This window comes from Nocardia sp. 852002-51101_SCH5132738 (assembly GCF_001665695.1).
Lineage (GTDB): Bacteria > Actinomycetota > Actinomycetes > Mycobacteriales > Mycobacteriaceae > Nocardia > Nocardia nova.
Genome location: NZ_LZML01000132.1, coordinates 20,039 through 45,343 on the forward strand (window position 1 = coordinate 20,039; position 25,305 = coordinate 45,343).

Below are 25,305 nucleotides of genomic sequence, written 5' to 3' on the forward strand. Positions count from 1 at the left end.
GGCCGCCGGTGCCGGATGCCGGGTGCGCCGAGCAGGTGCCCGCTGGCGGCGCACACCCGCTCGGACCATAGGATAGAGACTCGTGACTCCAGCTGACCTTGCAGAACTCCTTCGTGCGACCGCGGCGAAGGTGCTCGTCGAACGTGGATCCGACCCTGCGGTCCTGCCCGACGAGGTCAAGGTGGAGCGTCCCCGTAATCCGGAACACGGAGACTATGCCACGAATGTGGCCATGCAGGTGGGCAAGAAGGCCGGAATGAATCCGCGCGAACTGGCCGGTCTGCTGGCCGACGCGCTGGCCGCCACCGACGGCATCGAATCGGCCGATGTGGCCGGTCCGGGCTTCCTCAACATCCGTCTCGCCGCGGCCGCCCAGGGCGCCATCGTGGAGCAGATCCGCGCCGCGGGCGCCGCCTACGGCACCGCACAGACGCTCGCCGGCACCAAGATCAACCTGGAGTTCGTCTCCGCCAATCCGACCGGCCCGGTCCATCTGGGCGGCACCCGCTGGGCCTCGGTCGGCGATGCGCTGGGCCGCATCCTGGCCGCTCAGGGCGCCGACGTGACCCGCGAGTACTACTTCAACGACCACGGCGCGCAGATCGACCGCTTCGCCGAATCGCTGGTCGCCGCCGCCACCGGCGCGCCCACCCCGGAGAACGGCTACGCCGGTGCCTACATCTCCGATATCGCCGGCCAGATCACCGCCGCGCATCCGGATGCGGTGACGCTGCCGGAGGACGAGCGGCACGAACTGTTCCGCCGCGAGGGTGTCGAGCTGATGTTCGCCCACATCAAGCAGACGCTGCACGATTTCGGCACCGATTTCGACGTGTACTTCAACGAGAGCTCGCTGTTCGCCTCCGGTGCCGTCGAGAAGGCGCTCGACCAGCTCAAGGCCTCGGGCAACCTGTACGAGAAGGACGGCGCCTGGTGGATCGCCAGCACCGAATACGGTGACGACAAGGACCGCGTCGTCATCAAGAGCGACGGCAAATCCGCCTATATCGGCGGCGACATCGCCTACTTCCAGAACAAGCGCTCGCGCGGGTTCGACCTCTGCATCTACATGCTCGGCGCCGACCATCACGGCTACATCGGCCGGTTGAAGGCGGCAGCGGCCGCGTTCGGCGACGATCCGGACACCGTCGAGGTGCTGATCGGCCAGATGGTGAATCTGTTGCGCGACGGTGTGGCGGTGCGGATGAGCAAGCGCGCCGGCACGGTCGTCACTCTCGACGATCTGGTCGAGGCGATCGGCGTCGACGCCGCCCGCTACGTGCTGGTGCGCAGTTCGGTGAACTCGAGTATCGATATCGACCTGGATCTGTGGACCAAGCAGAGCAGTGAGAATCCGGTCTACTACGTGCAGTACGCGCACGCCCGCACCTGTGCGGTCGCCCGCAACGCCACGGACTTCGGATTCGCCGGTGTCACACCGGATCTCGGTCTGCTGTCCGCCGACGAGGAGGGTGAGCTGATCCGCACCCTCGGCGAGTTCCCGGCCGTGGTGGCGAGCGCGGCGAGCCTGCGTGATCCGCACCGCGTGGCCCGTTATCTGGAGGAACTGGCCGGCGCCTACCACCGCTTCCAGACCAACAAGACGCTGCGGATCCTGCCGCAGAACGACGACCCGGTCCTGCCGGTCAACGCCGCCCGCCTGCAACTGGTCGACGCCACCCGTCAGGTGCTGTCCAACGGTCTGGCGCTGCTGGGCGTATCCGCCCCGGAGCGCATGTGAACCGCCGTCGGTCAGGTCATCGTGTGAGGAAGGAATTATTGTGAGTGCGCATCCGGCGGGACCTCGGCACGCCGAGATCCCCCACGCCCCCAACCTGCCGGAGCGGCCCGCCGACCCCCGCGCGATGATCGACCTGCCCGAAAAGGTCTGGCCCCGCAACGCCTCTCGCGACGCCGACGGCGTGGTGCGCCTGGCCGGTATGCCCGTCACGCAGCTCGCCGCCGAATTCGGCACACCGCTGTTCGTGGTCGACGAGGACGACTTCCGTTCCCGCTGCCGCGACATGGTCCGCGCCTTCGGACCCGGCGCGCGAGTCCACTACGCGTCCAAGGCATTTCTGTGCGGCGAGATCGCGCGCTGGGTGCGTGACGAGGGTCTGCACCTGGACGTGTGTTCCGGCGGTGAACTGGCCGTGGCGCTGCACGGCGGCTTCCCCGCCGAGCGAATCGCCTTGCACGGCAACAACAAATCGGTCGCCGAGCTGGAGCAGGCCGTCGCGGCGGGCGTCGGGCACGTCGTGGTCGACTCGCTGATCGAAATCGAGCGCCTGGAGTCGGTCGCCGCCCGCGCGGGCGTGGTGCAGGACGTGTTGGTCCGCGTCACCGTCGGCGTGGAAGCGCATACGCACGAATACATTTCGACCGCGCACGAGGATCAGAAGTTCGGCTTCTCGATCGCCGGCGGCGATGCGATGGAGGCGTTGGCCCGGGTCTTCGAGGCGGACAATCTGCGCCTGGTCGGCCTGCACAGCCACATCGGATCGCAGATCTTCGACATCGACGGCTTCGAGATCTCGGCGCGGCGCATGTTGCGACTGCTGCGCGATGCGATCGAGAAGTTCGGCGTCGAGCGCACCGAACAGATCGCGATCCTGGATCTCGGTGGCGGCCTGGGCATTTCGTATCTGCCGAGCGACGATCCGCCGCCGCTGGACGACTTCGCCGCGAAGGTGCGCGACATCGTCGAGGTGGAGGCGGCGCAGATCGGCCTGCCCACCCCGACCATCGCGGTGGAGCCCGGCCGCGCGATCGCCGGCCCCGGCACCGTCACCCTCTACGAGGTCGGTACCACCAAGGACGTCTCGCTCGACGCGGGCGCGCAGCGCCGCTACGTCAGCGTCGACGGCGGGATGAGCGACAACATTCGCCCCGCGCTGTATCAGGCCGACTACGACTGCCGGCTGGTCTCGCGCTCCAGCGAGTCCGCCCCCGTGGTGGCGCGTGTGGTCGGAAAGCATTGTGAGAGTGGCGATATCGTCATCCGGGACACGTGGATGCCCGCCGACGTCGGACCGGGAGACCTGGTTGCGGTCGCGGCCACGGGAGCGTACTGCTATTCGATGGCCAGCCGCTACAACATGCTCACCCGCCCGGCCGTGGTCGCGGTCCGCGACGGGCAGGCGCGGCTGCTGCTGCGCCGCGAGACAGTGGCGGATCTGATGAGCCTGGAAGCGACGGAGGTGCACTCATGACCGAGGCGACGAACCAGGCCCGAGGCGGTGCGTTCGGAATCGAACATCCCATCGGGGTCGCGGTGCTCGGCATGGGCAATGTCGGCACCGAGGTGGTGCGCATCCTGCGCGAGCACGCCGACGACCTGCGCTCGCGGGTCGGTGCCCCGGTGGTGCTGCGGGGCGTCGCGGTGCGGCGCCTCGACGTCGACCGCGGCATTCCGGCCGAGCTGCTGACCACCGACGCCGAAGCACTGGTCGCCCGCGACGACGTCGACCTGGTGGTCGAGGTGATGGGCGGTATCGATCCGGCTCGCAAGCTGATCCTGTCCGCGCTCAACGGCGGCAAATCGGTGGTGACCGCGAACAAGGCGCTGCTGGCCGACTACACCGGTGAGCTGGCCGCGGCGGCCGAGGGCAGCCGCGCCGACCTGTACTTCGAGGCCGCGGTCGCCGGCGCCATCCCGGTGGTGCGCCCGCTGATCCAGTCGATGTCCGGCGACCGGGTGAACCGGGTGGTCGGAATCGTCAACGGCACAACGAATTTCATTCTCTCGGCGATGGACGAGACCGGCGCCGACTACACCGATACGCTCGCCGAGGCGACCCGGCTCGGCTACGCCGAGGCCGATCCCACCGCCGATGTCGAGGGATACGACGCCGCCGCCAAGGCCGCGATCCTCGCCTCGCTGGCCTTCCATACCCGCGTCACCGCGGCCGATGTCTACCGCGAGGGCATCTCGAAGATCACCGCCGAGGATCTGGAGACGGCGGCGGCGGTCGGCTGCACCGTGAAGCTGCTGGCCATCTGCGAGCGGATGCCCGGCGGCGAGCGGCTGTCGATGGACGGCTCGGCGGTGGCCGCGCCGGGGGAAGCGGGCAGCACGCCCGCCGGTAAGGACCGGGTGTCGGTGCGCGTCTACCCGGCGCTGATCCCGCGGCGGCATCCGCTGTCGTCGGTGAACGGCGCCTTCAACGCGGTGGTGGTCGAGGCCGAGAACGCCGGCCGGCTGATGTTCTACGGCCAGGGCGCGGGCGGCGCGCCGACCGCCTCGGCCGTCATGGGCGATCTGGTGATGGCGGCCCGCAACAAGTTCTACGGTGGCCGTGCACCGGGTGAATCGGTTTATGCTGAGCTGCCGATCGCGCCGATCGGCGACATCCCGACCCGCTATCACGTGAACCTGCAGGTTGCCGACCGCACCGGGGTTCTGCAGGCGGTGTCCGGCAAATTCGCCGAGCACGGTGTCAGCATCTCGACGGTCCGCCAGGAGGGACACGACGAGGGCGCCCGACTGGTCGTGGTCACCCACCACGCACCGGAGTCGGCGCTGGCCGATACGGTGGCAGCACTTGCCGAGCTGGAATCCGTCACGTCCGTGACCAGCGTCTTGAGATTGGAAGGCACCGAGGAATGAGTCAGACAGGAGCGCCGCCGTCGGCCGGGGCCGTGCACACTCCGTGGCCGGGGCTGATCGCCGCCTATCGGGAACGCCTGGCGGTCGGCGCCGATTGGGAGCCGGTCACCCTTTACGAGGGCGGCACGCCGCTGGTGCCCGCGCATCACCTGTCCGAGCTCACGGGCTGTGAGGTGTATCTCAAGGTCGAGGGCCTCAACCCGACCGGTTCCTTCAAGGACCGCGGCATGACCATGGCGATGACCGATGCGAAGGCCCGCGGCCAGAAGGCGGTGCTGTGCGCCTCCACGGGTAACACCTCCGCGTCGGCGGCGGCCTACGCCACCCGGGCCGGCATGCACTGCGCGGTGCTGATCCCGCAGGGCAAGATCGCGATGGGCAAGCTCGCGCAGGCGGTCATGCTCGGCGCCAAGATCATTCAGGTCGAGGGCAATTTCGACGACTGCCTCGAGCTGGCCCGCAAGGTCACCTCGGACTTTCCCGAGGTCGGTCTCGTGAACTCGGTCAACCCGGCCCGCATCGAGGGGCAGAAGACCGCGGCCTTCGAGATCTGCGACGCGCTGGGCAAGGCCCCCGATGTGCACGCCCTGCCGGTCGGCAACGCGGGCAACATCACCGCGTATTGGAAGGGCTACAGCGAATATCACGCCGACGGCCTCACCGCGAGCCGTCCGCGCATGCTCGGTGTGCAGGCCGCCGGGGCCGCGCCGCTGGTCAACGGCGCGCCGGTGAAGGACCCCGAAACCATCGCGACCGCGATCCGGATCGGCGCGCCCGCGTCCTGGAACAGCGCGGTGGCCGCCAAGGAGCAGTCCGGCGGCGCCTTCCGGGCCGCCACCGACGAGGAGATCCTCGCCGCGTACCGCCTGGTCGCGAGCACCGAGGGCGTCTTCGTGGAACCCGCCTCGGCCGCGAGCGTGGCCGGTCTGCTGGCCGCGCGCAAGGAGGGCTGGCTCGACTCCGGGCTCACCGTCGTGTGCACCGTCACCGGCAACGGTCTCAAGGATCCCGACACCGCGCTGCTGGGTATGCCCGCGGTCGAGGCGATCGCGGTCGATCCGGTAGCGGTGGCTCGCGAGCTCGAGTTGGCCTGAGTTGAGTGCGCGCGAAGGTCAGCTCAGTGAGCGGGCGCGGCGAGTCGACCCCGCAGCGCCTTCGTCGGACGGCGCCGAGCGACAGCACGGTGCCGCGGTGACGCGAACCCTGCCCCCCGGAATCACCGTCACGGCCCGGGTGCCCGCCTCCAGCGCCAATCTCGGCCCCGGATTCGATTCGCTCGGTATCGCTTTGGGGCTGTACGACGAAATCGTGGTACGTACCACCGATTCCGGGCTTACCATCCGAGTGGAGGGTGAGGGCGCCGACGACGTTCCTTGGGGCCCTTCACATCTGGTGGTGCGCGCGATCGAACGCGGTCTGGAAGCCGCGGGCGTGTGGGCCGACGGGCTGGACGTGGTGTGCCGCAACGTCATTCCGCATTCGCGCGGGCTGGGATCCTCGGCCTCGGCGGCGGTCGGCGGACTCGCCGCCGCGCGCGGACTGGCCGCGAAATTCGACCCGGCGCTGACGGGTTCGGATGCCGAATTGGTGCAGCTGGCTTCGGAATTCGAGGGACATCCCGACAACGCGGCCGCCAGCGTGCTCGGCGGCATCGTGGTGTCGTGGACCGAATCCGACCGGGCCGGCGAACTCGACGCGAGCAGCTCGGTCGAGCGCTACCAGCGCGTCTACCGTGCGGTGCGGCTGGATCCGCACCCGCGACTGCGCGCGACGGTGCTGATCCCGCAGGAGCGGTCCTCGACCGCGCACACCCGCGGCCTGCTGCCGGAGATGGTCCCGCACGGCGACGCCGCGTTCAACGTCAGCCGCGCCGCACTGTCGGTGGTCGCCCTGACCGAGCGTCCCGACCTGCTCCTGCCCGCGACCCAGGACCGTCTGCACCAGGGTTATCGCGCCGCCGCGCTGCCGCTGACCACCGCCTGGATCACCCGGCTGCGCACCGCCGGACTCGCCGCGATGGTGTCGGGCGCCGGTCCGACCATCCTGGCGCTGGGCACCGGAGAATTTCCGGACGACCTGCGCAAACTCGCCGAGGACGACGGTCTGCGCGTCGTCGAACCCGACATTTCCGCGGGTGTACGCGTGGATTGATGGCGTGGCTGCCTTGCTGACGTGGTCATACAGAGCTATCCTGAGCACGTCCGTACATCGTGCGCGTCAGACGCCGGTGCTTCATCAGGGCAATCGCTCCAGCAGGCTCCTTGCTCAAGCTCGGTGGCTCGGGGGCTCGAATCACTCGGGACTTCGACCTCGACGTCGGGGACAGCGACTGGAATGATCACTCCCACTCAATGAACCGGTGGCCGTGACCAGGTGGTGATTCCATCGGTCCGGCGGGGCAGGCGATACGGCATCCGAGCTCGGCACAGTGATCGGGCTTCGGGACGAACCCTCGAATATGCACACGGCAATCGAGGGAAGGAAAGGATCTCCGTGACAGATACGGACCTGCTCGCGACACCCGGGGTGGACACTGCAAATCCCTCGGACGGCCGCGAAAGTGACTCCGGACAGATTTCGAAGATGAGCGAACACACCGACGTCGCACGATCGGGGCTGACTGGAATGTTGTTGCCGCAGTTGCGTGCGCTTGCCGGAGAGCTCGGTATCCGAGGCACATCCGGAATGCGTAAGGGCGATCTCATCGCCGCCATCAAGGAAAATCAGGCTTCCGCCGGCGCCGGCAAGTCCGCGCGTGGTGGCCGGGGTGATGCGAAATCCGCCGAAGCGGACTCGGGCGTCGAGTCCGTCGCGAAGTCCGCGTCGAATGCCGGCGCTGCGACCGAATCCGGCGCGGCGGCGAAGACGGACTCCCCCCAGACCTCCGAGAACGCCGCCGAGTCCACCGGCAAGGGCCGCGCCAAGAACGATGCGCCGAAGGGCACCCGCAACGGTGCCGCGCGCGGTCAGCAGCAGACTCTCGACGGTGTGGGCGCCGAGAACGCGTCCGCCAAGGCGGAAACCGCGGAATCGGCTGCGCGCCCGGCCGATTCGGGTGACGAGTCCGGCCGTGACGGCGGCCAGCGTGGCCGCGGCCGCCAGCGTCGTGGCCGCGACCAGCGTGGCGAGGGCGGCGACAACCGTGGCGACAACCGCGGTGGTGAGGTTCGCGCCGAAACCAAGACCGAACCGAAGGCCGAGGGCGGCGACGCCAAGGCGGATCAGGAGTCGGGCGATCGTCGCCGCGACCGCAACCAGTCCGGCGGTCAGAACCAGGCCGGCCAGAACGGCGCCGCCCGCGGTGGCGACCGTGGCGGAGACCGTGGTGGCGACGACGAGGAAGGTGGGCGCGGGCGCCGCGGCCGCCGGTTCCGGGAGCGCCGTCGTGGCGGGCGTGACCGCGAGGGCGGCGAGGGCCGCGAGGTCGAGATCCGCGAGGACGACGTCCTGCAGCCGGTCGCCGGCATCCTCGACGTGCTGGACAACTACGCGTTCGTCCGCACCTCCGGCTACCTGGCCGGCCCGAACGACGTCTACGTGTCGATGAACCTGGTGCGTAAGAACGGCCTGCGTCGCGGCGACGCGATCACCGGTGCGGTGCGTGCTCCGCGCGAGGGCGAACAGGGCAACCAGCGGCAGAAGTTCGATCCGCTGGTGCGGCTGGACACGGTCAACGGCTCGGATGTCGAATCCGCCCGCCGCCGGCCGGAATTCAACAAGCTCACCCCGCTGTACCCCAACCAGCGGCTGCGGCTCGAGACCACGCCGAACAAGCTGACGACCCGCGTGATCGACCTGATCATGCCGATCGGTAAGGGTCAGCGTGCGCTGATCGTGTCGCCGCCCAAGGCGGGTAAGACCACGATCCTGCAGGACATCGCGAACGCGATCGCCACCAACAACCCCGAGTGCTACCTGATGGTGGTGCTGGTGGACGAGCGTCCCGAAGAGGTCACCGATATGCAGCGCTCGGTGCGCGGCGAGGTGATCGCCTCCACGTTCGACCGTCCGCCGAGCGACCACACCTCGGTCGCCGAACTCGCCATCGAGCGGGCCAAGCGCCTGGTCGAGATGGGGCAGGACGTCGTCGTGCTGCTCGACTCGATCACCCGGCTGGGTCGTGCGTACAACAACTCCTCGCCGGCCTCCGGTCGCATCCTGTCCGGTGGTGTGGACTCGACCGCGCTGTACCCGCCCAAGCGGTTCCTCGGCGCGGCTCGCAACATCGAGAACGGCGGCTCGCTGACCATCATCGCCACCGCCATGGTGGAGACCGGTTCCACCGGTGACACGGTGATCTTCGAGGAGTTCAAGGGCACCGGTAACGCCGAGCTCAAGCTCGATCGCAAGATCGCCGAGCGCCGCGTGTTCCCGGCCGTCGACATCAACCCGTCCAGCACCCGGCACGACGAGCTGCTGATGTCGCCCGACGAGATGGCGGTCATCCACAAGCTGCGCCGGGTGCTCTCGGGCCTCGATTCGCAGCAGGCGATCGACCTGCTCATCGACCGTTTGAAGAAGTCGAAGAGCAACGTCGAATTCCTGATGACGGTCTCGAAGACCGCGCCGGGCGCCTTGGACGAATAGGAGAGCAGTACATCTCTCCGTGCCCGGTGCGCACCCGCAGGTGCCGCTCGGCTCGCGATAATGCGGCCCCGCTTCGGCGGGGCCGCATTGCTGTCTGCGGGAACCGTCCACGTCGATGATCGCGTCGCCGGTCGGCGTGTGGCGGGGTCGGCGCATAGAACAGCAGGCCGATCACCGCGGCGCCGGTGATCAGGCAGATCAGAATCAGGGCGGTGACGCCGGTGATGGACCCGGTGGAGACCGAGGTCGCGGCGAATTCGTAGGGCCGACCCGGTCCGGCGGGCGTCGCGACGCTCGCGCGGGGCGGGGTGCCGGAGGCGGTCAGCCACCCGGTGACGACGAGTACGCCCAGCGTGGCCAATACGGTCGCCGCGCCGATCTCCTTCGCATGTCCGTGGCCCGGCACCGGGCGGACGGTGCGATCTCCCAGGCGGCGGTCTCCGGGGCGGGGCTCGCCGACGGCGGGGGCGCGCGATCTCCTACTCGCCCCCCGCGCGGTGTGGAAATTCACTGCTGTCCCTCGGATCGTCGGCTCGATTGCCATGGGTCTTCTTCCTGCAACGAATCTACGAACAAAGGTGTTCATATTCCCGAGTAGCCGACTACTCGTTTTCAGGGTGGCTCGAGAATCGCGAGTTCGCGTGCCGTCAGTTCCTTGGGGTGTGCGGCCTTCCGGGGCGCGCCGATGCCGGAACAAATCCGGTGCGGGGTGCGTTGTGAGTGCGTATCGGCGGTTCTGGCATACTGGACCGTCGGTGCGTCTGCGATCGGCAGACCATCCCGCCTAGTCGGTTCCGGTTCACGTCCAGCACGGCAGCACGGCAGATACAGCCGTGGGCCGGGGCGACCCGGGGCCAGATCGAGAGGACACCCATGAAGGCAGGAATCCACCCGGCATACGTGCCGACCACCGTTGTCTGCGGTTGCGGCAACACCTTCCAGACTCACAGCACCAAGGAGTCGGGCCACATCACCGTCGAGGTCTGCTCGCAGTGCCACCCGTTCTACACGGGCAAGCAGAAGATCCTCGACACCGGCGGTCGCGTCGCCCGCTTCGAGGCCCGCTACGGCAAGCGCGCCAAGAAGGCCGAGGGTTCGGAAGCCAAGTAGCTGCCCCGCCAACGCCCGTCCTGCATTCGCAGGCCGGGCGTTGGTGCGTTTATAGGTGACCGAAAGCTCCCAGCAGGAGGCATAACCGCCATGGCCGACAAGATCACGGCCCCATCCGCCATCGACGACATTCTCGCCGAGCACGCCGGCCTGGAAACCCAGCTGTCGGATCCGGCGCTGCACAACAATCCCGGTGAGGCCCGTCGCGTCGGTAAGCGGTTCGCCGAATTGGCGCCGATCATGTCGACCTACACCAAGCTCACCGCGGCCCGCGACGATCTGGCCGCGGCCCGGGAGCTGGCAGCCGACGACTCGTCCTTCGCCGCCGAGGTGCCCGGCCTCGAACACCAGGTCGAGGAACTGGAGAAGACGCTCACCGATCTGCTCGCCCCGCGCGATCCGCACGATGCCGACGATGTCGTGCTCGAGGTGAAGTCGGGGGAGGGCGGCGAGGAGTCGGCCCTGTTCGCCTCCGATCTGGCTCGCATGTACATCCGCTACGCCGAACGCCACGGCTGGAAGGTCGAAGTACTCGACGCCAACGTGTCCGACCTGGGCGGATACAAGGAGGCGACGCTGTCGATCAAGAGCCGCGAGCCCAGTCGCGACGGCGTCTGGTCCCGGCTGAAGTTCGAGGGCGGGGTCCATCGCGTGCAGCGCGTGCCGGTCACCGAATCGCAGGGCCGCATCCACACCTCGGCGGCGGGCGTGCTGATCTACCCCGAACCCGACGAGGTCGAACAGGTCCAGATCGATGAATCCGATCTGCGCATCGACGTCTACCGCTCCTCCGGTAAGGGCGGCCAGGGCGTCAACACCACCGACTCCGCGGTCCGCATCACGCACCTGCCCACGGGGATCGTTGTGACCTGCCAGAACGAGCGTTCGCAGCTGCAGAACAAGATCCGCGCGATGCAGGTGCTCTCGGCGCGGTTGCAGAGCCTGGCCGAGGAACAGGCCGAGGCCGACGCGGCCGCGGGCCGCGCGTCACAGATCCGCACGGTCGACCGCTCCGAGCGCATCCGCACCTACAACTTCCCCGAGAACCGCATCACCGACCACCGCATCGGCTTCAAGGCCCACAATCTGGATTCGGTGCTGGACGGCGAACTGGACGCGCTGCTGGACGCTCTGGGCGAAGCCGACCGCACCGCCCGGCTCGCGGCGGAATGATGCCGGACCCGGGTGAGGCGGGCAAGCACCGGCTGCCGCTGCGACCCGCGATCCTCGACGCGGCCCGCACGCTCGCGGCGGCCGGGGTGCACAGCCCGCAGATCGACGCGGAATTCCTGGCCGCCTTCGTCCTCGAGGTCGAGCGTTCGCGCCTGGCGCTGATTCCGATGGTCACACCGGAACAGCTCGAACGGTTCCACAAACTGGTGGCTCGCCGGGCCGAGCGGGTGCCGCTGCAGCATCTGACCGGCGCCGCCTCCATGGGTGAGGTGGATCTGGCGGTGGGCCCCGGCGTCTTCATTCCGCGACCGGAGACCGAGCTGATCTTCGCGTGGGCGCTGGCCCAGCTCGAGGCCGCCGGCCACGGGCACCCCCCGATCGTCGTCGACCTGTGCACCGGATCGGGCGCGCTGGCCCTGGCGATCGCCAACGCCCGTCCCGACGCCGAGGTGCACGCGGTCGAAATCGACGCCACCGCAAGGCAATGGGCGCAGCGCAACGCCGAACGGCAAGCAGCGCAGGGAGATACGCCGATCGTTCTGCATGCCGGCGATGTCACCGACGCGCACGTGCTGGCCGAGCTGAACGGCCGCGTCGACGTCGTGGTCGCCAACCCGCCCTACATCCCCACCGGCGCGCGGCTGGATCCCGAAGTGGCCGAACACGATCCGCATCTCGCGCTGTTCGGCGGCCCGGACGGACTCGAGGTGATCGCCCCGATGGTCGCCACCATCGCGCGGCTGCTGCGGCCCGAGGGCGTGACCGCCGTCGAACACGACGACTCGCACGGTGCCCAAGTCGCGGCGTTGTTCGCCGGGCACGGCGGATTCTCCGACATCGTCGAACATCCGGATCTGGCCGGCCGGCCGCGCTTCGTCGCCGCGCGTCGCACTCGCTGACGCACGGATTGCCGAGAATTTGCGCGAAGCCGGGCAACGTGCCGTGAGACACATTCAATAGACTCACCGCCGTGAGTACCGTCTACGACTGCTCCGATCCCGATTCTCGTGCCGCCGGATTGACCGCCGCGCGGACCACCTTGAAATCCGGACGGCTGGCCGTCATCCCTACCGATACGGTCTACGGAATCGCCGCGGACGCGTTCGATTCCACGGCTGTGGCCGGTCTGCTGGCGGCCAAGCGGCGCGGGCGCGACATGCCCGTGCCGGTGCTGGTGGGCTCGTGGAACACCATCGACGGACTCGTCTTCTCCGTGCAGCCGCAGGCGCGGGATCTGATCCGTGCCTTCTGGCCGGGCGGGCTGAGCCTGGTCGTGCAGCAGGCGCCCTCGCTGGCCTGGGATCTCGGCGACGCCCGGGGCACGGTGATGTTGCGCATGCCGCTGCACCCGATCGCGCTGGAACTGCTGCGCGAGGTCGGCCCGATGGCCGTATCGAGCGCGAACGTCTCCGGGCAGCCGCCCGCCACGACGGTCACCGAGGCGCGACACCAGCTCGGGAACCAGGTCGGCGTCTACCTCGACGGCGGCCCGGCCGAACACGGCGTGCCCTCCACGATCGTGGACCTGACCGGCGACCGCCCGCGGGTGCTGCGGGCCGGCGCGGTGACCGTCGCGCAGGTCGCCGAGGTGCTGGGCATGGCGCCGGACGAACTCTCGCCCGAGACCACCCGCTGACGGCCCGGTAGATGGTTTTCAGTCAGGGTGCGGTCGTCCCGCTGCGCGAGCTGCTTCTGGTGCTGCTCGTGTCCGCGGTGGTGACGATGTTGTCCACCGGCGGAATTCGGGTGCTGGCCATCGGTTTCGGCGCCATCGCGGTGCCACGCGATCGTGATGTGCATCTCGAGCCGATTCCCCGCATGGGCGGGGTCGGCATCTATCTGGGCGTACTGGCCGCGGTGCTGTTCGCCCACCAGCTGCCGGCGCTGCGCCGCGGTTTCGACTACCCGCGCGACATTCCGGCCGTGCTGGTCGCGGGCACGCTGATCGTCCTCGTCGGCATCGTCGACGACCGCTGGGGCCTGGACGCGCTGACGAAGTTCGTGGGCCAGATCTCGGCCGCCGGGGCGATGGCCGTGATGGGCCTGAGCTGGGTGGCCATCTACAACCCGTTCAGCAACACCACGGTCGTGCTCGACCAGCTGCAGGGCTGGGTGGTCACGGTGGCCATCACCGTCACCATGATCAACGCGATGAACTTCGTGGACGGCCTCGACGGTCTCGCGGCCGGGCTGGGGCTGATCGCCGCGGCGGCGGTCTTCGTGTTCACCGTGGGTTTGCTCTACCAGCAGGGCGGTGCCACCGACGGCTATCCGCCGGCCCTGCTGGCCGCGGCGCTGGCGGGCGGATGTCTGGGATTTCTGCCACACAATTTCCACCCGGCGCGAATATTCATGGGCGATTCCGGATCGATGTTGATCGGTTTGATGCTCGCCGCCGTGTCGACCGGCGCGTCCGGCCGAATTCCGCTCACCGGATACGGGCCGCGCGACATCGTGGGTCTGCTGTCACCGCTGTTGCTGGTGGGAGCGGTGATGTTCATTCCGGTATTGGATCTGGTGCTGGCAATCGTGCGTCGCGTGCGCGCGGGTGTGAGTTTCTCCACTCCCGACAAAATGCATTTGCATCACCGTTTGTTGCAGATCGGCCATTCGCACCGACGCGTGGTGTTGTTGATCTATCTGTGGGTCGGCGTGCTCGCATTCGCGGCCGTCGGAACCTCTTTGATGGACCGTCGCGTGGTGGTTCTGCTGTTCGCGGCGGGTTTGGTTTTCGCCTTGGTTGTGACGGCCGTCCCATCGCTGCGCGAAGTGGTCGGGCTCCGCGGTCGCCGCAAGTAAGGAACGGGTAAAGTGGCTCGACGTGAGCACGGCACCCGAATTGCACCCCGACGCGCCACTACGAGCAGCGCTGCGTTACGGCATCGCCGGATTGTGCGTGCTGGTGGTGGTTTCGGTCGTCGCCGGCTCGGTCGTCGCGGGCTGGGCCGGTTTCTGGGGCGCGCTCATCGGATCCGCGATCGGTGGTTTCTTCATTCTCACCACGGCCGCGCTCGTGCTGTTCAGTGCGAAATTGGATTCCGGCATTCAGGGCATGGTGATGCTGGCGAGCTGGATCGGCAAAATACTGGTCGTGATGATCGTGGTCGCGATCTTGCACCAGTTCGATTTCTACAGCCCCGGCACCCTCTTCCTGACCGTCGTGGGCGCGTTGCTGATTGTTCTCGGAGCCGAGACGTACGGGCTTCTGCGCCAACGTGTTCCGGTGATCGACCCGCCCGCGGGCTCCGCCGACCAAGATCGTTCGAACGTGTGAACAAGACCCCCTACACGTTGTCGTAGATACCTTGGTAAACTCTTTACCGTAAGCATCCGAACCAACGGGGCCGACCGCATCGTCGCCGGTGCGAGAGGTTATGCTTGCTGCCGTGCCGGTCCTTCGGTGAGAAGATCCGGCCCTGCACCGTCGACGATGTCGCCGACGTACAGACGCCACGGCGGGACTTCCCGCGCAGCTGCTGACGAACTTCGAGCCGACCTGAGTCGACCCACCTGATCGTCAATGTCCGATCGAACCGCGAGATGGAACATGTCTCGCGGCCCGAACACGGGAGAGAACGCTGAGCGTCACCACTTTGGCGGGCGAGTTCCACGCGCCTTCGCTGCAAGACTTCTTCCCTCCGGCTGTGCTGTTCGAGGGGACGCCTTTCGAGCTCGACCGTTTGATGCTCATTCGCATCATCATGGCGGCAGTCCTGGTCGCGGTCATGTTGCTCGCATTCCGGAGCCCGCGCCTGGTGCCGCGCGGACTGCAGAACGCCGCGGAAATCGGTCTGCTGTTCGTTCGGGAGCAGATCTGCGAAGAGGTGCTCGGCAAGGAAAGCGGCCGCCGGTATTTCCCGTTGATCGCCACGATCTTCTTCACGGTGCTGTTCCTGAACTTCTCCAGCGTCATCCCGTTCTTGAACATCTCCTCGAACGCACGCGTCGGTATGCCGTTGGTGCTGGCGGTCATCGCCTATGTCGCCTTCAACTACGTGGGTATCCGCAAGTACGGCTTCTGGAAATACATGCGCTCGTCCATCGTCGTGCCGAATGTTCCGGTCGCGCTGCACGTGCTGCTGATTCCGATCGAGTTCATCTCGACCTTCATCCTGCGTCCGTTCACGCTGACCGTCCGACTCATGGCCAACATGCTGTCCGGTCACATCATGCTGGTGCTGTTCTTCAGCGCCACCCAGTTCTTCCTCTTCGACGCCGCTTCGTGGATGAAGATCTTCTCGCCGTTCTCCTTGCTCGCGGGATTCGGATTCACCCTGTTCGAACTCCTGGTGATCTTCCTGCAGGCCTACGTGTTCGCGCTCCTGACGGCCGTCTACATCGGCCTCGCGCAGCACGCCGACTCGCACTGACCGCACGACCGCACAAGAACTGCCCCACCGGCCGCCGGGCGGGTGGGCAACAGAAAGGGAAAGAAATCTCATGAGCCTCTCCTACGTGGCCGCCGAACTCGCCCAGACCTCGGATCGGGTCAAGGGCTACGGCGCTATCGGTTACGGTCTGGCCGCGATCGGCCCGGGTGTCGGCGTCGGCATCGTCGTCGGTAAGGCGATCGAGGGCATCGCCCGTCAGCCCGAGCTGCAGGGCACCATCCGGACCAACATGTTCCTGGGTATCGCGTTCACCGAGGCCCTCGCGCTGATCGGCCTCGTCGCCGGCTTCATCTTCTGATTCCGATGAACAGCATGTACTTGCTCGCCGAGAATGCAGAGGACAAGAACCCTCTGATTCCGGAGCCATACGACATCGTCTGGTCGGTGGTGTGCGTTGTCGTCATCGGGATCCTGTTCTACAAGTACGTGGTTCCTCGATTGACGAAGGTGCTCGACGAGCGCTCGGAGAAGATCGAAGGCGGCATGGCCAAGGCCGAGGCCGCACAGGCCGAGGCGCAGGAAACCCTGCAGCAGTACCAGCAGCAGCTGGCCGAGGCTCGACTCGAGGCCGCGCGCATCCGCGAGGAAGCGCGTACCCAGGGCCAGCAGATCCTCGCGCAGCTGCGCTCGGAGGCTCAGGCCGAAGCCGATCGCATCGTCTCCGCCGGTCACGCGCAGCTCGACGCGCAGCGTCAGCAGATCGTGACCGAGCTCCGGTCCGAGCTCGGCCGCACCGCGGTCGACCTGGCCGAGAAGATCATCGGGCAGTCCGTGGCGGACGAAGCCAAGCAGGCGGCGTCCATCGATCGGTTCCTCACCGAGCTGGATCAGAAGGCCGGCATCGGGGTCGGAAGGTAACCTGCGCCTGAGAGGTCTTGTCGGTGACGCAAGTCACCGGCGCCCGACCACTCCGGGCCCCGGAATTCAACACAGTGAAAGTGGGAAGCATGTACGCAGCGAGCCGCGAGGCGAGTTCCCGTGCGAGGGAAGCTCTTTCGGCCGCACTCACCGGGAGTGACTCCGTCGCCGCCACGACGGGCTCCGAACTGTTCGCCGTAGTCGCCGTGCTCGACGACCAGCGTTCGCTGCGTGTGGCGCTCGCGGATAAGTCGGTGTCGAGTTCGGTGCGTGCCGAACTGGCCGAACGCGTTTTCGGCGGCAAGATCAGCGCGGCCACCCAGGCCGTGCTGACCACTGCCGTCGCCCAGGACTGGTCTCGGACCCGAGATCTGGTCGACACCCTGGTGCTGCTCGGGCAGGAGGCGCTGTTGCGCGCCGCGGCCGACCGCGGACGTATCGACGCCGTCGAGGACGAGTTGTTCCGGCTGGGCCGCACCGTCGAGGACAACCCGGATCTGGAGCAGGCACTCACCGATCGCGGTAAGCCGGCGGCCGCCAAGCGCGACCTGCTGGCGCGGCTGCTCGCCGGGAAGGTCGAAGACGTCACCATGCAGCTGGCCGAGCAGGCGGTCGGCCGGTCGCGCGGTGATGTCGGCGTCGCCTTCGACCAGCTGTCCGATCTGGCGGCGTCGCTGCGCAAGCAGATCGTCGCGCACGTTCGTTCGGCGACGGCCCTGACGCAGCAGCAGCGGGAGCATCTCGCCGCATCGCTGCAGCGAATCTACGACAAGCCGGTCACCATCCACGTGCAGGTCGATCCGGCACTGCTGGCCGGTGTCGTCGTGCGCATCGGCGACGACGTCATCGACGGCAGCGCCGTCGGCCGACTGCAGCGCCTGCGCCAGGCCCTGGCCTAGCCGAGCCCCCCAGCCCGGCACCCACCCGACATTCCAGACCACAGCGAGAGCAGGAAGAACCATGGCGGAGCTGACGATCTCCCCCGATGAGATCCGTAGCGCGATCGAAAGCTACACCCAGAGCTACACCCCCGAAACCTCCATCGAGGAAATCGGCACGGTCACCGACACCAGTGACGGCATCGCGCACGTCAGCGGCCTGCCGTCGGCGATGACCAACGAGATCCTCGAATTCCCCGGCGGTGTGCTGGGTGTCGCGTTGAACCTCGACCCCGACGAGATCGGTGCGGTCATCCTCGGTGAGTTCGACGGCATCGAAGAGGGCCAGCAGGTCCGCCGCACCGGTGACGTGCTCTCGGTGCCGGTCGGCGACAAGTTCCTGGGCCGCGTCATCAACCCCCTCGGCCAGCCGATCGACGGCCTGGGCGAGATCGAGGCCGACGAGCGCCGCGTGCTGGAGCTGCAGGCCGCGACCGTGCTGGAGCGCCAGCCGGTCGAGGAGCCGATGGCCACCGGCATCACCGCCATCGACGCGCTGACCGCCATCGGCCGCGGCCAGCGTCAGCTGGTCATCGGCGACCGCAAGACCGGCAAGACCGCGGTCTGCATCGACGCCATCCTGAACCAGAAGGCCAACTGGGAGTCCGGCGATCCGACCAAGCAGATGCGCTGCATCTACGTCGCGATCGGCCAGAAGGGCTCCACCATCGCCGGCGTGAAGTCCGCGCTCGAGGCGCACGGTGCGATGGAATACACCACCATCGTCGCGGCCCCGGCCTCCGACTCCGCCGGTTTCAAGTGGCTCGCGCCCTACACCGGTTCCGCGCTCGGCCAGCACTGGATGTACCAGGGCAAGCACGTCCTGATCGTGTTCGACGACCTGTCCAAGCAGGCCGAGGCCTACCGCGCCATCTCGCTGCTGCTGCGTCGCCCGCCGGGCCGTGAGGCGTACCCCGGTGACGTCTTCTACCTGCACTCCCGTCTGCTGGAGCGTTGCGCGAAGCTGTCCGACGCGATGGGCGCCGGTTCGATGACTGGTCTGCCGATCATCGAGACGAAGGCCAACGACATCTCGGCGTTCATCCCGACCAACGTCATCTCCATCACCGACGGCCAGGTCTTCCTCGAGTCCGACCTGTTCAACAAGGGTGTGCGTCCGGCCATCAACGTCGGTACCTCCGTCTCCCGTGTCGGTGGCGCCGCGCAGACCAAGGGCATGAAGAAGGTCGCCGGTTCGCTGCGTCTGGAGCTGGCCTCCTACCGCGAGCTGGAGGCGTTCTCCGCCTTCGCCTCCGACCTGGACGCCGCCTCGCTGGCCCAGCTCGAGCGTGGTGCCCGCTGGGTCGAGCTGCTCAAGCAGGACCAGTACTCGCCGGTCGCCGTCGAGGACCAGATCGTCTCGATCTACCTGGTCGACGCCGGCTACTACGACTCGGTGCCGGTCGGCGACGTCCGCCGCTTCAACTCCGAACTGCTGGAGACGCTGCACCGCGCCGCGCCGCAGGCCTTCGAGTCGATCGCCGGTGGCAAGGTCCTCGAGGGCGAGGCCGCCGACGCGATCAAGACCGAGACCGAGCGCTTCAAGCAGGGCTTCCTGGCCTCCGACGGCAGCCGCGTGGTCAACGAGGCCGAGGCCGGCGAGCTGGACCACGAAGAGGTCGAGTCGCTGTCGGTCACCCGTAAGCACGTCGAGAAGTAAGCCGGGTCCGACGATGCCTACGAATTCGATACGCGAAGGGAGTGTGAACCGCTGATGGCGAACTTGCGTGAATTGCGCTCCCGTATTCGTGGCGTGAGCTCGATCAAGAAGATCACCAAGGCCCAGGAACTGATCGCGACCTCGCGAATCAGCAAGGCCCAGGCCCGGGTGGCCGCCGCGAAGCCGTATGCGGAAGAGATCACGAAGGTGCTCGGCGAATTGGCCAGTGCGTCCTCGAATCTCAACCACCCGCTGCTCACCGAGCGGGCCACTCCGCGCCGCGCCGCCATCCTGGTGATCACCAGTGACAGCGGTATGTGCGGTGGCTACAACTCCAACGTGCTCAAGCGCACCGAGGAGCTCATCACGACGCTGCGCTCCGAGGGCAAGGAGCCGGTGCTGTACGTGATGGGCAACAAGGGCCTGACGTACTACACGTTCCGCAACCGGCCGCTGGCCGGTTCGTGGACCGGGTTCTCGCAGCAGCCGCACTACACCGACGCCTCGGCCGCATGCCATCACCTGGTGGATGTGTTCATGGCGGGTTCCGAGACCGAGGTGGAGGCTCCGGGCGGCGGGACCATGGAGGGCGTGGACGAGATCCACATCGTCTACACCCGCTTCGTCTCGATGCTGTCGCAGGTGCCCGAGGTTCGCCGGCTCGCTCCGATCCAGGTGAGCTTCATCGACGAGAACTTCGAACTCGGCGAGGACATGCTCACCGACTCGCCGGACGCGAAGATCACCTCGCTCTACGAGTTCGAACCGGATGCGGACAAGCTGCTCGGCGCCCTGCTGCCGAAGTACATCAACACCCGCATCTACTCGTCGTTGCTCGAGGCCGCGGCCTCGGAGTCGGCCGCGCGCCGCACCGCAATGAAGGCTGCCACCGACAACGCCACCGAGCTGGTCAATACCCTGACCCGCCAGGCGAACTCGATCCGGCAGGCGAACATCACGCAGGAAATCAGTGAAATCGTCGGCGGCGCGAACGCGCTGGCTGCGTCCTCGGATCGCGACTAAGCCCTAGCCCCCATGGAAGAGAACAAATGACCGCAGCTGTCACGCAAGAAAACGCAAGCCGGGCGGGCGCTGGCACAGGCCGCGTCGTCCGGGTCAACGGCCCCGTTGTGGACGTCGAGTTTCCGCGCGGCGCCATCCCAGATCTGTTCAACGCGCTGCACGCCGACGTCACCCTGCCGTCGGTGGCCAAGACGCTGACCCTCGAGGTCGCGCAGCATCTGGGCGACAACATCGTCCGCACCATTTCGATGCAGCCGACCGACGGCCTGGTCCGCGGCGTCCCGGTGTCCGACACCGGCAAGCCGATCTCGGTTCCGGTCGGCGACGTCACCAAGGGCCATGTGTTCAACGCCCTCGGCGACTGCCTCGACACCCCCGGCCTGGGCCGCGACGGCGAGCAGTGGGGCATCCACCGCCAGCCGCCGGCCTTCGACCAGCTCGAGGGTAAGACCGAGATCCTGGAGACGGGCATCAAGGTCATCGACCTGCTGACCCCGTACGTGAAGGGCGGCAAGATCGGTCTGTTCGGTGGTGCCGGTGTCGGCAAGACCGTTCTGATCCAGGAGATGATCACCCGTATCGCGCGTGAGTTCTCCGGTACGTCGGTGTTCGCCGGCGTCGGTGAGCGCACCCGTGAGGGCACCGACCTCCACCTGGAAATGGAAGAGATGGGCGTCCTTCAGGACACCGCCCTCGTCTTCGGCCAGATGGACGAGCCGCCGGGCACCCGTATGCGCGTCGCGCTGTCCGCGCTGACCATGGCGGAGTACTTCCGCGATGTGCAGGGCCAGGACGTGCTGCTGTTCATCGACAACATCTTCCGCTTCACCCAGGCCGGTTCCGAGGTCTCGACCCTGCTGGGTCGTATGCCTTCGGCCGTCGGTTACCAGCCGACCCTGGCGGACGAGATGGGGCAGCTGCAGGAGCGCATCACCTCGACCCGTGGTCGTTCGATCACCTCGATGCAGGCGATCTACGTCCCCGCCGACGACTACACCGACCCGGCGCCGGCGACCACCTTCGCCCACCTGGACGCGACCACCGAGCTCTCCCGCCCGATTTCGCAGAAGGGTATCTACCCCGCCGTCGACCCGCTGACCTCGACCTCGCGAATCCTCGAGGCCTCGATCGTCGGCGAGCGGCACTTCGCGGTGGCCAACGAGGTCAAGCGAATCCTGCAGAAGTACAAGGAACTGCAGGACATCATCGCGATTCTGGGTATGGACGAGCTCTCCGAAGAGGACAAGGTCCTGGTCGGCCGGGCGCGTCGTCTGGAGAAGTTCCTCGGTCAGAACTTCATCGTGGCCGAGAAGTTCACCGGTCAGCCGGGTTCGGTCGTGCCGCTGGAGCAGACCATCGACGACTTCGAGCGGGTCTGCAAGGGCGAATTCGACCACCTGCCGGAGCAGGCGTTCAACTCCTGCGGTGGCCTGGACGACGTCGAGGCGGCCGCGAAGAAGATCGCCGGGAAGTAGTCCACCATGGCGGATATGTCAGTTGATCTGGTCGCCATCGAGCGGCGGCTGTGGTCGGGGACGGCGAGTTTCGTCAGCGCCCAGACCACGGAGGGTCAGATCGGTATTCTGCACGGCCACGAGCCCGTACTCGGCCAGCTGGTCGAGGGCGGGATCGTGACCATCGACAGCACCGAGGGCGAGCGGATCGTCGCGGCCGTGCACGGAGGTTTCTTCTCGTGCACCGGTGAGGCGGTCCGGATTCTCGCCGAATCGGCGGAATTCGCGGGCGATATCGATCTCGACGCCGCCCGCGCGGTCCTGGCCGATCCGAATGCCTCGGAGCAGGAACAGAACGCGGCGACCGCGCGAATTCGCGCGGTGGAAGCGATGAGCGCCTGACGCGAACGCCTCAGGGCGACAACGGAATAGCGCAACCGTGTGGCGGTCCGGATCTCCGGGCCGCCACCCGGCGTTTCTGCCGGAATTTCGCTGGTGATGAATCGGCCACACCCTCGCCGGGGTGACCGTCCGGGGGTGCGCCCTCCACCCTGTCCTGAGCGCGACCCGATGCCGGCGGGCGAATACGAGACCCATCGTGAACCCGCGCACAGCCAACCCTGACGGGCTTCGAATGCCCTTGCGCGAGTGTGCCTCTGATCACCTTCCTCCGGATCGGCGAATCGGCCGATATCCTCGTTTGTGGAACGGATGTACCGGCTGTGTGCCGCGGCGCCCTGGTTTGTAGACTCGCTGCGGGAGCGGCCTTGTTCGGGGATGGCACGGCGCTGGCGACGGCACAGGGGCGAAGCGAAGGGACGGACCTGGATTGCGGACCGGGATGGTGCTTCTGATCATTCTGGTGCTGCTGCTGGTCGGCGTAGCGCTGGTGTCGCTGTATCGCCTGATCATGTTGCGCCGAGGTGGAACCGCGGCGATTCTGCGCGTCCTTCCGGCGCAGGGTGGTCAAGGGTGGCGGCACGGCCTGATTCGCTACGGCGAATCCCGGCTCGTCTTCTACAAGCTCACCAGCCTGAAGGTGGGACCGGATTCGACCATCCGGCGGCTGGGCATCGAAGTGGTCGATCGGCGTTCTCCGGTGGGCGACGAGTACGACATCATGACCGACGACATCGTCGTGATCGCGGTCTCCGACGGTGACGGCAGCTATGAACTCGCCCTGGATCGGCCGGCGCTGACGGCATTCCTGTCCTGGGTCGAATCGCGGCCCTCCGAACGCATCCGGCGCCGACCGGGACGTTGACCCAGAAATAGGTGGTCACCAGCAATGAGTGTGCATCTGACCAAGATCTATACCCGGACCGGAGACGACGGCACCACCGGTTTGAGCGACTTCTCCCGGGTTCCGAAGACCGATCCGCGGCTGGTGGCCTACGCCGACTGCGACGAGACCAACGCCGCACTCGGTGTGGCTCTCGCCCTCGGCCGGCCGGAATCGCGCATCGCCGAGGTGCTGCGCCAGGTGCAGAACGATCTGTTCGACGCCGGCGCCGATCTGTCCACCCCGGTCGTGCCGGATCCGAAATATCCGCCGCTGCGGATCACCCAGTCCTATATCGACCGGCTGGAACGCTGGTGTGACGAGTTCAATGCCGAACTTGCTCCGCTGAATTCGTTCATCCTGCCCGGCGGCACGCCGTTGGCCGCGCTGCTGCATACGGCCCGCACCGTGGCGCGCCGGGCGGAACGCGCGGCGTGGGCGGCGGTGGACGCACATCCGGACGACATCAGCGTGTTGCCCGCGAAATACCTCAATCGGCTGTCCGATCTGCTGTTCATCCTCGGCCGGGTGGCCAACCCGGACGGTGACGTGCTGTGGCGGCCCGGGGGATCGGAGACCGGCGGACCGGCCGCGACCGACCAGCCCTCCCGTTAGGCTGGCCCCCGTGAGTGAACGGTTTCTGGTGACCGGGGGCAGTCGGCTGGTCGGCGAGGTCGCAGTGGGTGGCGCGAAGAACAGCGTCCTCAAGCTGATGGCCGCCGCCCTGTTGGCCGAAGGCACGACGACGATCACCAACTGCCCGGACATCCTCGACGTACCGCTGATGGCGGAGGTTCTGCGCGGTTTGGGCTGCGATGTCACCGTCGACGGATCGGTGGTCGCCATCACCACCCCGGCCGAGCCGAAGTATCACGCCGACTTCCCGGCGGTGACGCAGTTCCGCGCCTCGGTCTGCGTGCTGGGGCCGCTGATGGCGCGGTGCAAGCGCGCGGTCGTCGCGCTGCCCGGCGGTGATGCGATCGGGTCCCGTCCACTCGACATGCATCAGGCCGGTCTGCGACTGCTCGGCGCGACCAGCGAAATCGAGCACGGCTGCCTGGTCGCGCGCGCCGACGAGCTGCAGGGTGCGCGCATCCGGCTGGATTTCCCGTCGGTCGGCGCGACCGAGAACATCCTCATGGCCGCGGTCCTCGCGGAGGGGGAGACGGTGATCGACAACGCCGCGCGCGAACCCGAGATCGTCGACCTGTGCACCATGCTCACCCGGATGGGCGCCCGCATCGACGGCGCAGGCACCTCGGTGCTCACCATCTCCGGCGTGCGCAAACTCGCGCCCACCACCCATCAGGTGATCGGTGACCGGATCGTGGCCGCGACCTGGGGAATCGCCGCCGCGATGACGAGGGGCGACGTGCGCGTCACCGGCCTGAACCCCAAGCACCTCTCGCTGGTGCTGGACAAACTGCGTTCGGCGGGTGCGCGAATCACGTTCGAACCCAACGGTTTCCGGGTGGAACAACCGGAGCGGCCGCGCGCGGTGAACTTCTCCACCCTGCCGTTCCCGGGCTTTCCCACCGATCTGCAGCCGATGGCGATCGGCCTGGCGACCATCGCCGACGGGACGTCCATGATCACCGAGAACATCTTCGAGGCGCGCTTCCGTTTCGTCGAGGAGATGATCCGCCTGGGCGCCGACGCCCGCACCGACGGCCATCACGCGGTGGTCCGGGGCATCCCGCGGCTGTCCAGTGCGCCGGTGTGGTCGTCGGATATTCGCGCCGGCGCGGGTCTGGTGCTCGCGGGTCTGGTCGCCGACGGCGTCACCGAGGTGCACGACGTGTTCCATATCGACCGCGGCTACCCGCACTTCGTGGAGAACCTGCGCTCGCTGGGCGCCGAGGTGGAACGGGTCGGCACGCCGGCGTAGTCGGGCGTACATCCGAAAGACCTTCCTGACCAGGCGATTTGACATAGAATCAACCGCCACGTAACTTATTCCAGGTCAGAGCGACACGGACACCAACCCCGGGCCGAAAGGCAAGGGGACAACGAGGTAGTACGGGGAGCGCCTGACGATCACACTGGTTCGACCGAGACCCGGATTTGGTTCGGGTCCGATGGTTGAGCTAAGCTGGAAAAGTTGCCTCGCCGATCGAACAGATGAAAATCTGGGAGATGGTGAGTGCGTGTGTTCTTTGAGAACTCAATAGTGTGTCGATGAATGTCAGTGCCAAATATTTATTTTGGTTCCGTTCATCC

General features: G+C 67.4%; 23 protein-coding genes. All 23 read left to right on the plus strand.

Translation table 11 applies throughout. The features are described from left to right. The first annotated feature begins 82 nt into the window (after nucleotides 1–82). The 23 genes from argS (at nucleotide 83) to murA (ending at nucleotide 24,973) form a co-directional block, all read left to right on the plus strand. Nucleotides 83–1,741, plus strand: coding sequence for an arginine--tRNA ligase (gene argS, locus A5789_RS19220; RefSeq protein ID WP_064905635.1), 1,659 nt, complete (start codon nucleotides 83–85; stop codon nucleotides 1,739–1,741). 40 nt (nucleotides 1,742–1,781) lie between these two features. Further along, on the plus strand, nucleotides 1,782–3,212 hold the full coding sequence (gene lysA / locus A5789_RS19225) for a diaminopimelate decarboxylase (RefSeq protein ID WP_063015842.1): 1,431 nt from the start codon (nucleotides 1,782–1,784) through the stop codon (nucleotides 3,210–3,212). Further along, nucleotides 3,209–4,609 carry a homoserine dehydrogenase gene (locus tag A5789_RS19230; protein WP_063015841.1) on the plus strand — a complete coding sequence of 467 codons (1,401 nt, stop codon included), beginning with the start codon at nucleotides 3,209–3,211 and terminating at the stop codon, nucleotides 4,607–4,609. The genes lysA and A5789_RS19230 overlap by 4 nt, the downstream gene beginning before the upstream one ends. Continuing rightward, the gene (gene thrC / locus A5789_RS19235) at nucleotides 4,606–5,703 is read left to right on the plus strand and encodes a threonine synthase (protein WP_063015840.1); all 1,098 of its coding nucleotides are present in this window, start codon (nucleotides 4,606–4,608) and stop codon (nucleotides 5,701–5,703) included. Before A5789_RS19230 ends, thrC begins: the two co-directional genes overlap by 4 nt. 97 nt (nucleotides 5,704–5,800) lie before the next feature. Then, entirely contained in the window at nucleotides 5,801–6,760 is a 960-nt protein-coding gene (gene thrB / locus A5789_RS19240; RefSeq protein ID WP_063015876.1) for a homoserine kinase, read from the plus strand. Nucleotides 6,761–7,192: 432 nt separating this feature from the next. Next, nucleotides 7,193–9,196, plus strand: coding sequence for a transcription termination factor Rho (gene rho / locus A5789_RS19245; RefSeq protein ID WP_104364089.1), 2,004 nt, complete (start codon nucleotides 7,193–7,195; stop codon nucleotides 9,194–9,196). Between the two features lie 873 nt (nucleotides 9,197–10,069). Beyond that, on the plus strand, nucleotides 10,070–10,306 hold the full coding sequence (gene rpmE / locus A5789_RS19250; protein ID WP_030518286.1) for a 50S ribosomal protein L31: 237 nt from the start codon (nucleotides 10,070–10,072) through the stop codon (nucleotides 10,304–10,306). A gap of 90 nt (nucleotides 10,307–10,396) precedes the next feature. Further along, nucleotides 10,397–11,479, plus strand: a complete 1,083-nt coding sequence (prfA, locus tag A5789_RS19255; protein ID WP_063015839.1) for a peptide chain release factor 1 — start codon at nucleotides 10,397–10,399, stop codon at nucleotides 11,477–11,479. Next, nucleotides 11,476–12,378 carry a peptide chain release factor N(5)-glutamine methyltransferase gene (gene prmC / locus A5789_RS19260; RefSeq protein WP_227462902.1) on the plus strand — a complete coding sequence of 301 codons (903 nt, stop codon included), beginning with the start codon at nucleotides 11,476–11,478 and terminating at the stop codon, nucleotides 12,376–12,378. The genes prfA and prmC overlap by 4 nt, the downstream gene beginning before the upstream one ends. A 71-nt stretch (nucleotides 12,379–12,449) precedes the next feature. After that, a complete protein-coding gene (locus A5789_RS19265; RefSeq protein ID WP_036498542.1) occupies nucleotides 12,450–13,115 on the plus strand; it encodes an L-threonylcarbamoyladenylate synthase in 666 nt (221 codons plus the stop codon). 11 nt (nucleotides 13,116–13,126) lie between these two features. Continuing rightward, on the plus strand, nucleotides 13,127–14,278 hold the full coding sequence (locus A5789_RS19270; RefSeq protein WP_030518282.1) for an MraY family glycosyltransferase: 1,152 nt from the start codon (nucleotides 13,127–13,129) through the stop codon (nucleotides 14,276–14,278). Nucleotides 14,279–14,375: 97 nt separating this feature from the next. Further along, nucleotides 14,376–14,753, plus strand: a complete 378-nt coding sequence (locus tag A5789_RS19275) for a hypothetical protein (protein ID WP_321190243.1) — start codon at nucleotides 14,376–14,378, stop codon at nucleotides 14,751–14,753. A gap of 370 nt (nucleotides 14,754–15,123) precedes the next feature. Then, nucleotides 15,124–15,849, plus strand: coding sequence for a F0F1 ATP synthase subunit A (gene atpB / locus A5789_RS19280; RefSeq protein WP_064905633.1), 726 nt, complete (start codon nucleotides 15,124–15,126; stop codon nucleotides 15,847–15,849). A gap of 70 nt (nucleotides 15,850–15,919) precedes the next feature. Continuing rightward, entirely contained in the window at nucleotides 15,920–16,168 is a 249-nt protein-coding gene (locus tag A5789_RS19285) for an ATP synthase F0 subunit C (RefSeq protein ID WP_025347580.1), read from the plus strand. Between the two features lie 5 nt (nucleotides 16,169–16,173). Then, nucleotides 16,174–16,728, plus strand: a complete 555-nt coding sequence (locus A5789_RS19290; RefSeq protein ID WP_039776814.1) for a F0F1 ATP synthase subunit B — start codon at nucleotides 16,174–16,176, stop codon at nucleotides 16,726–16,728. 89 nt (nucleotides 16,729–16,817) lie between these two features. Beyond that, nucleotides 16,818–17,627 (plus strand): F0F1 ATP synthase subunit delta, encoded by an 810-nt coding sequence (locus A5789_RS19295; RefSeq protein ID WP_030518278.1) that lies wholly within the window; start codon nucleotides 16,818–16,820, stop codon nucleotides 17,625–17,627. Nucleotides 17,628–17,688: 61 nt separating this feature from the next. Continuing rightward, nucleotides 17,689–19,326, plus strand: coding sequence for a F0F1 ATP synthase subunit alpha (gene atpA / locus A5789_RS19300; protein ID WP_064905631.1), 1,638 nt, complete (start codon nucleotides 17,689–17,691; stop codon nucleotides 19,324–19,326). Nucleotides 19,327–19,380: 54 nt separating this feature from the next. Next, nucleotides 19,381–20,349: a F0F1 ATP synthase subunit gamma gene (locus tag A5789_RS19305; protein ID WP_063015836.1), complete on the plus strand. Its 969-nt coding sequence runs from the start codon at nucleotides 19,381–19,383 to the stop codon at nucleotides 20,347–20,349. A gap of 26 nt (nucleotides 20,350–20,375) precedes the next feature. Next, nucleotides 20,376–21,824 carry a F0F1 ATP synthase subunit beta gene (gene atpD / locus A5789_RS19310; protein WP_039776817.1) on the plus strand — a complete coding sequence of 483 codons (1,449 nt, stop codon included), beginning with the start codon at nucleotides 20,376–20,378 and terminating at the stop codon, nucleotides 21,822–21,824. A gap of 6 nt (nucleotides 21,825–21,830) precedes the next feature. Then, a complete protein-coding gene (locus A5789_RS19315; RefSeq protein ID WP_030518274.1) occupies nucleotides 21,831–22,205 on the plus strand; it encodes a F0F1 ATP synthase subunit epsilon in 375 nt (124 codons plus the stop codon). Between the two features lie 439 nt (nucleotides 22,206–22,644). Next, nucleotides 22,645–23,067: a DUF2550 domain-containing protein gene (locus A5789_RS19320; RefSeq protein WP_030518273.1), complete on the plus strand. Its 423-nt coding sequence runs from the start codon at nucleotides 22,645–22,647 to the stop codon at nucleotides 23,065–23,067. 24 nt (nucleotides 23,068–23,091) lie between these two features. Beyond that, nucleotides 23,092–23,700 carry a cob(I)yrinic acid a,c-diamide adenosyltransferase gene (locus tag A5789_RS19325; RefSeq protein WP_063015835.1) on the plus strand — a complete coding sequence of 203 codons (609 nt, stop codon included), beginning with the start codon at nucleotides 23,092–23,094 and terminating at the stop codon, nucleotides 23,698–23,700. 10 nt (nucleotides 23,701–23,710) lie between these two features. Beyond that, nucleotides 23,711–24,973 carry a UDP-N-acetylglucosamine 1-carboxyvinyltransferase gene (murA, locus tag A5789_RS19330; RefSeq protein ID WP_030518271.1) on the plus strand — a complete coding sequence of 421 codons (1,263 nt, stop codon included), beginning with the start codon at nucleotides 23,711–23,713 and terminating at the stop codon, nucleotides 24,971–24,973. Nucleotides 24,974–25,305: the final 332 nt, after the last annotated feature.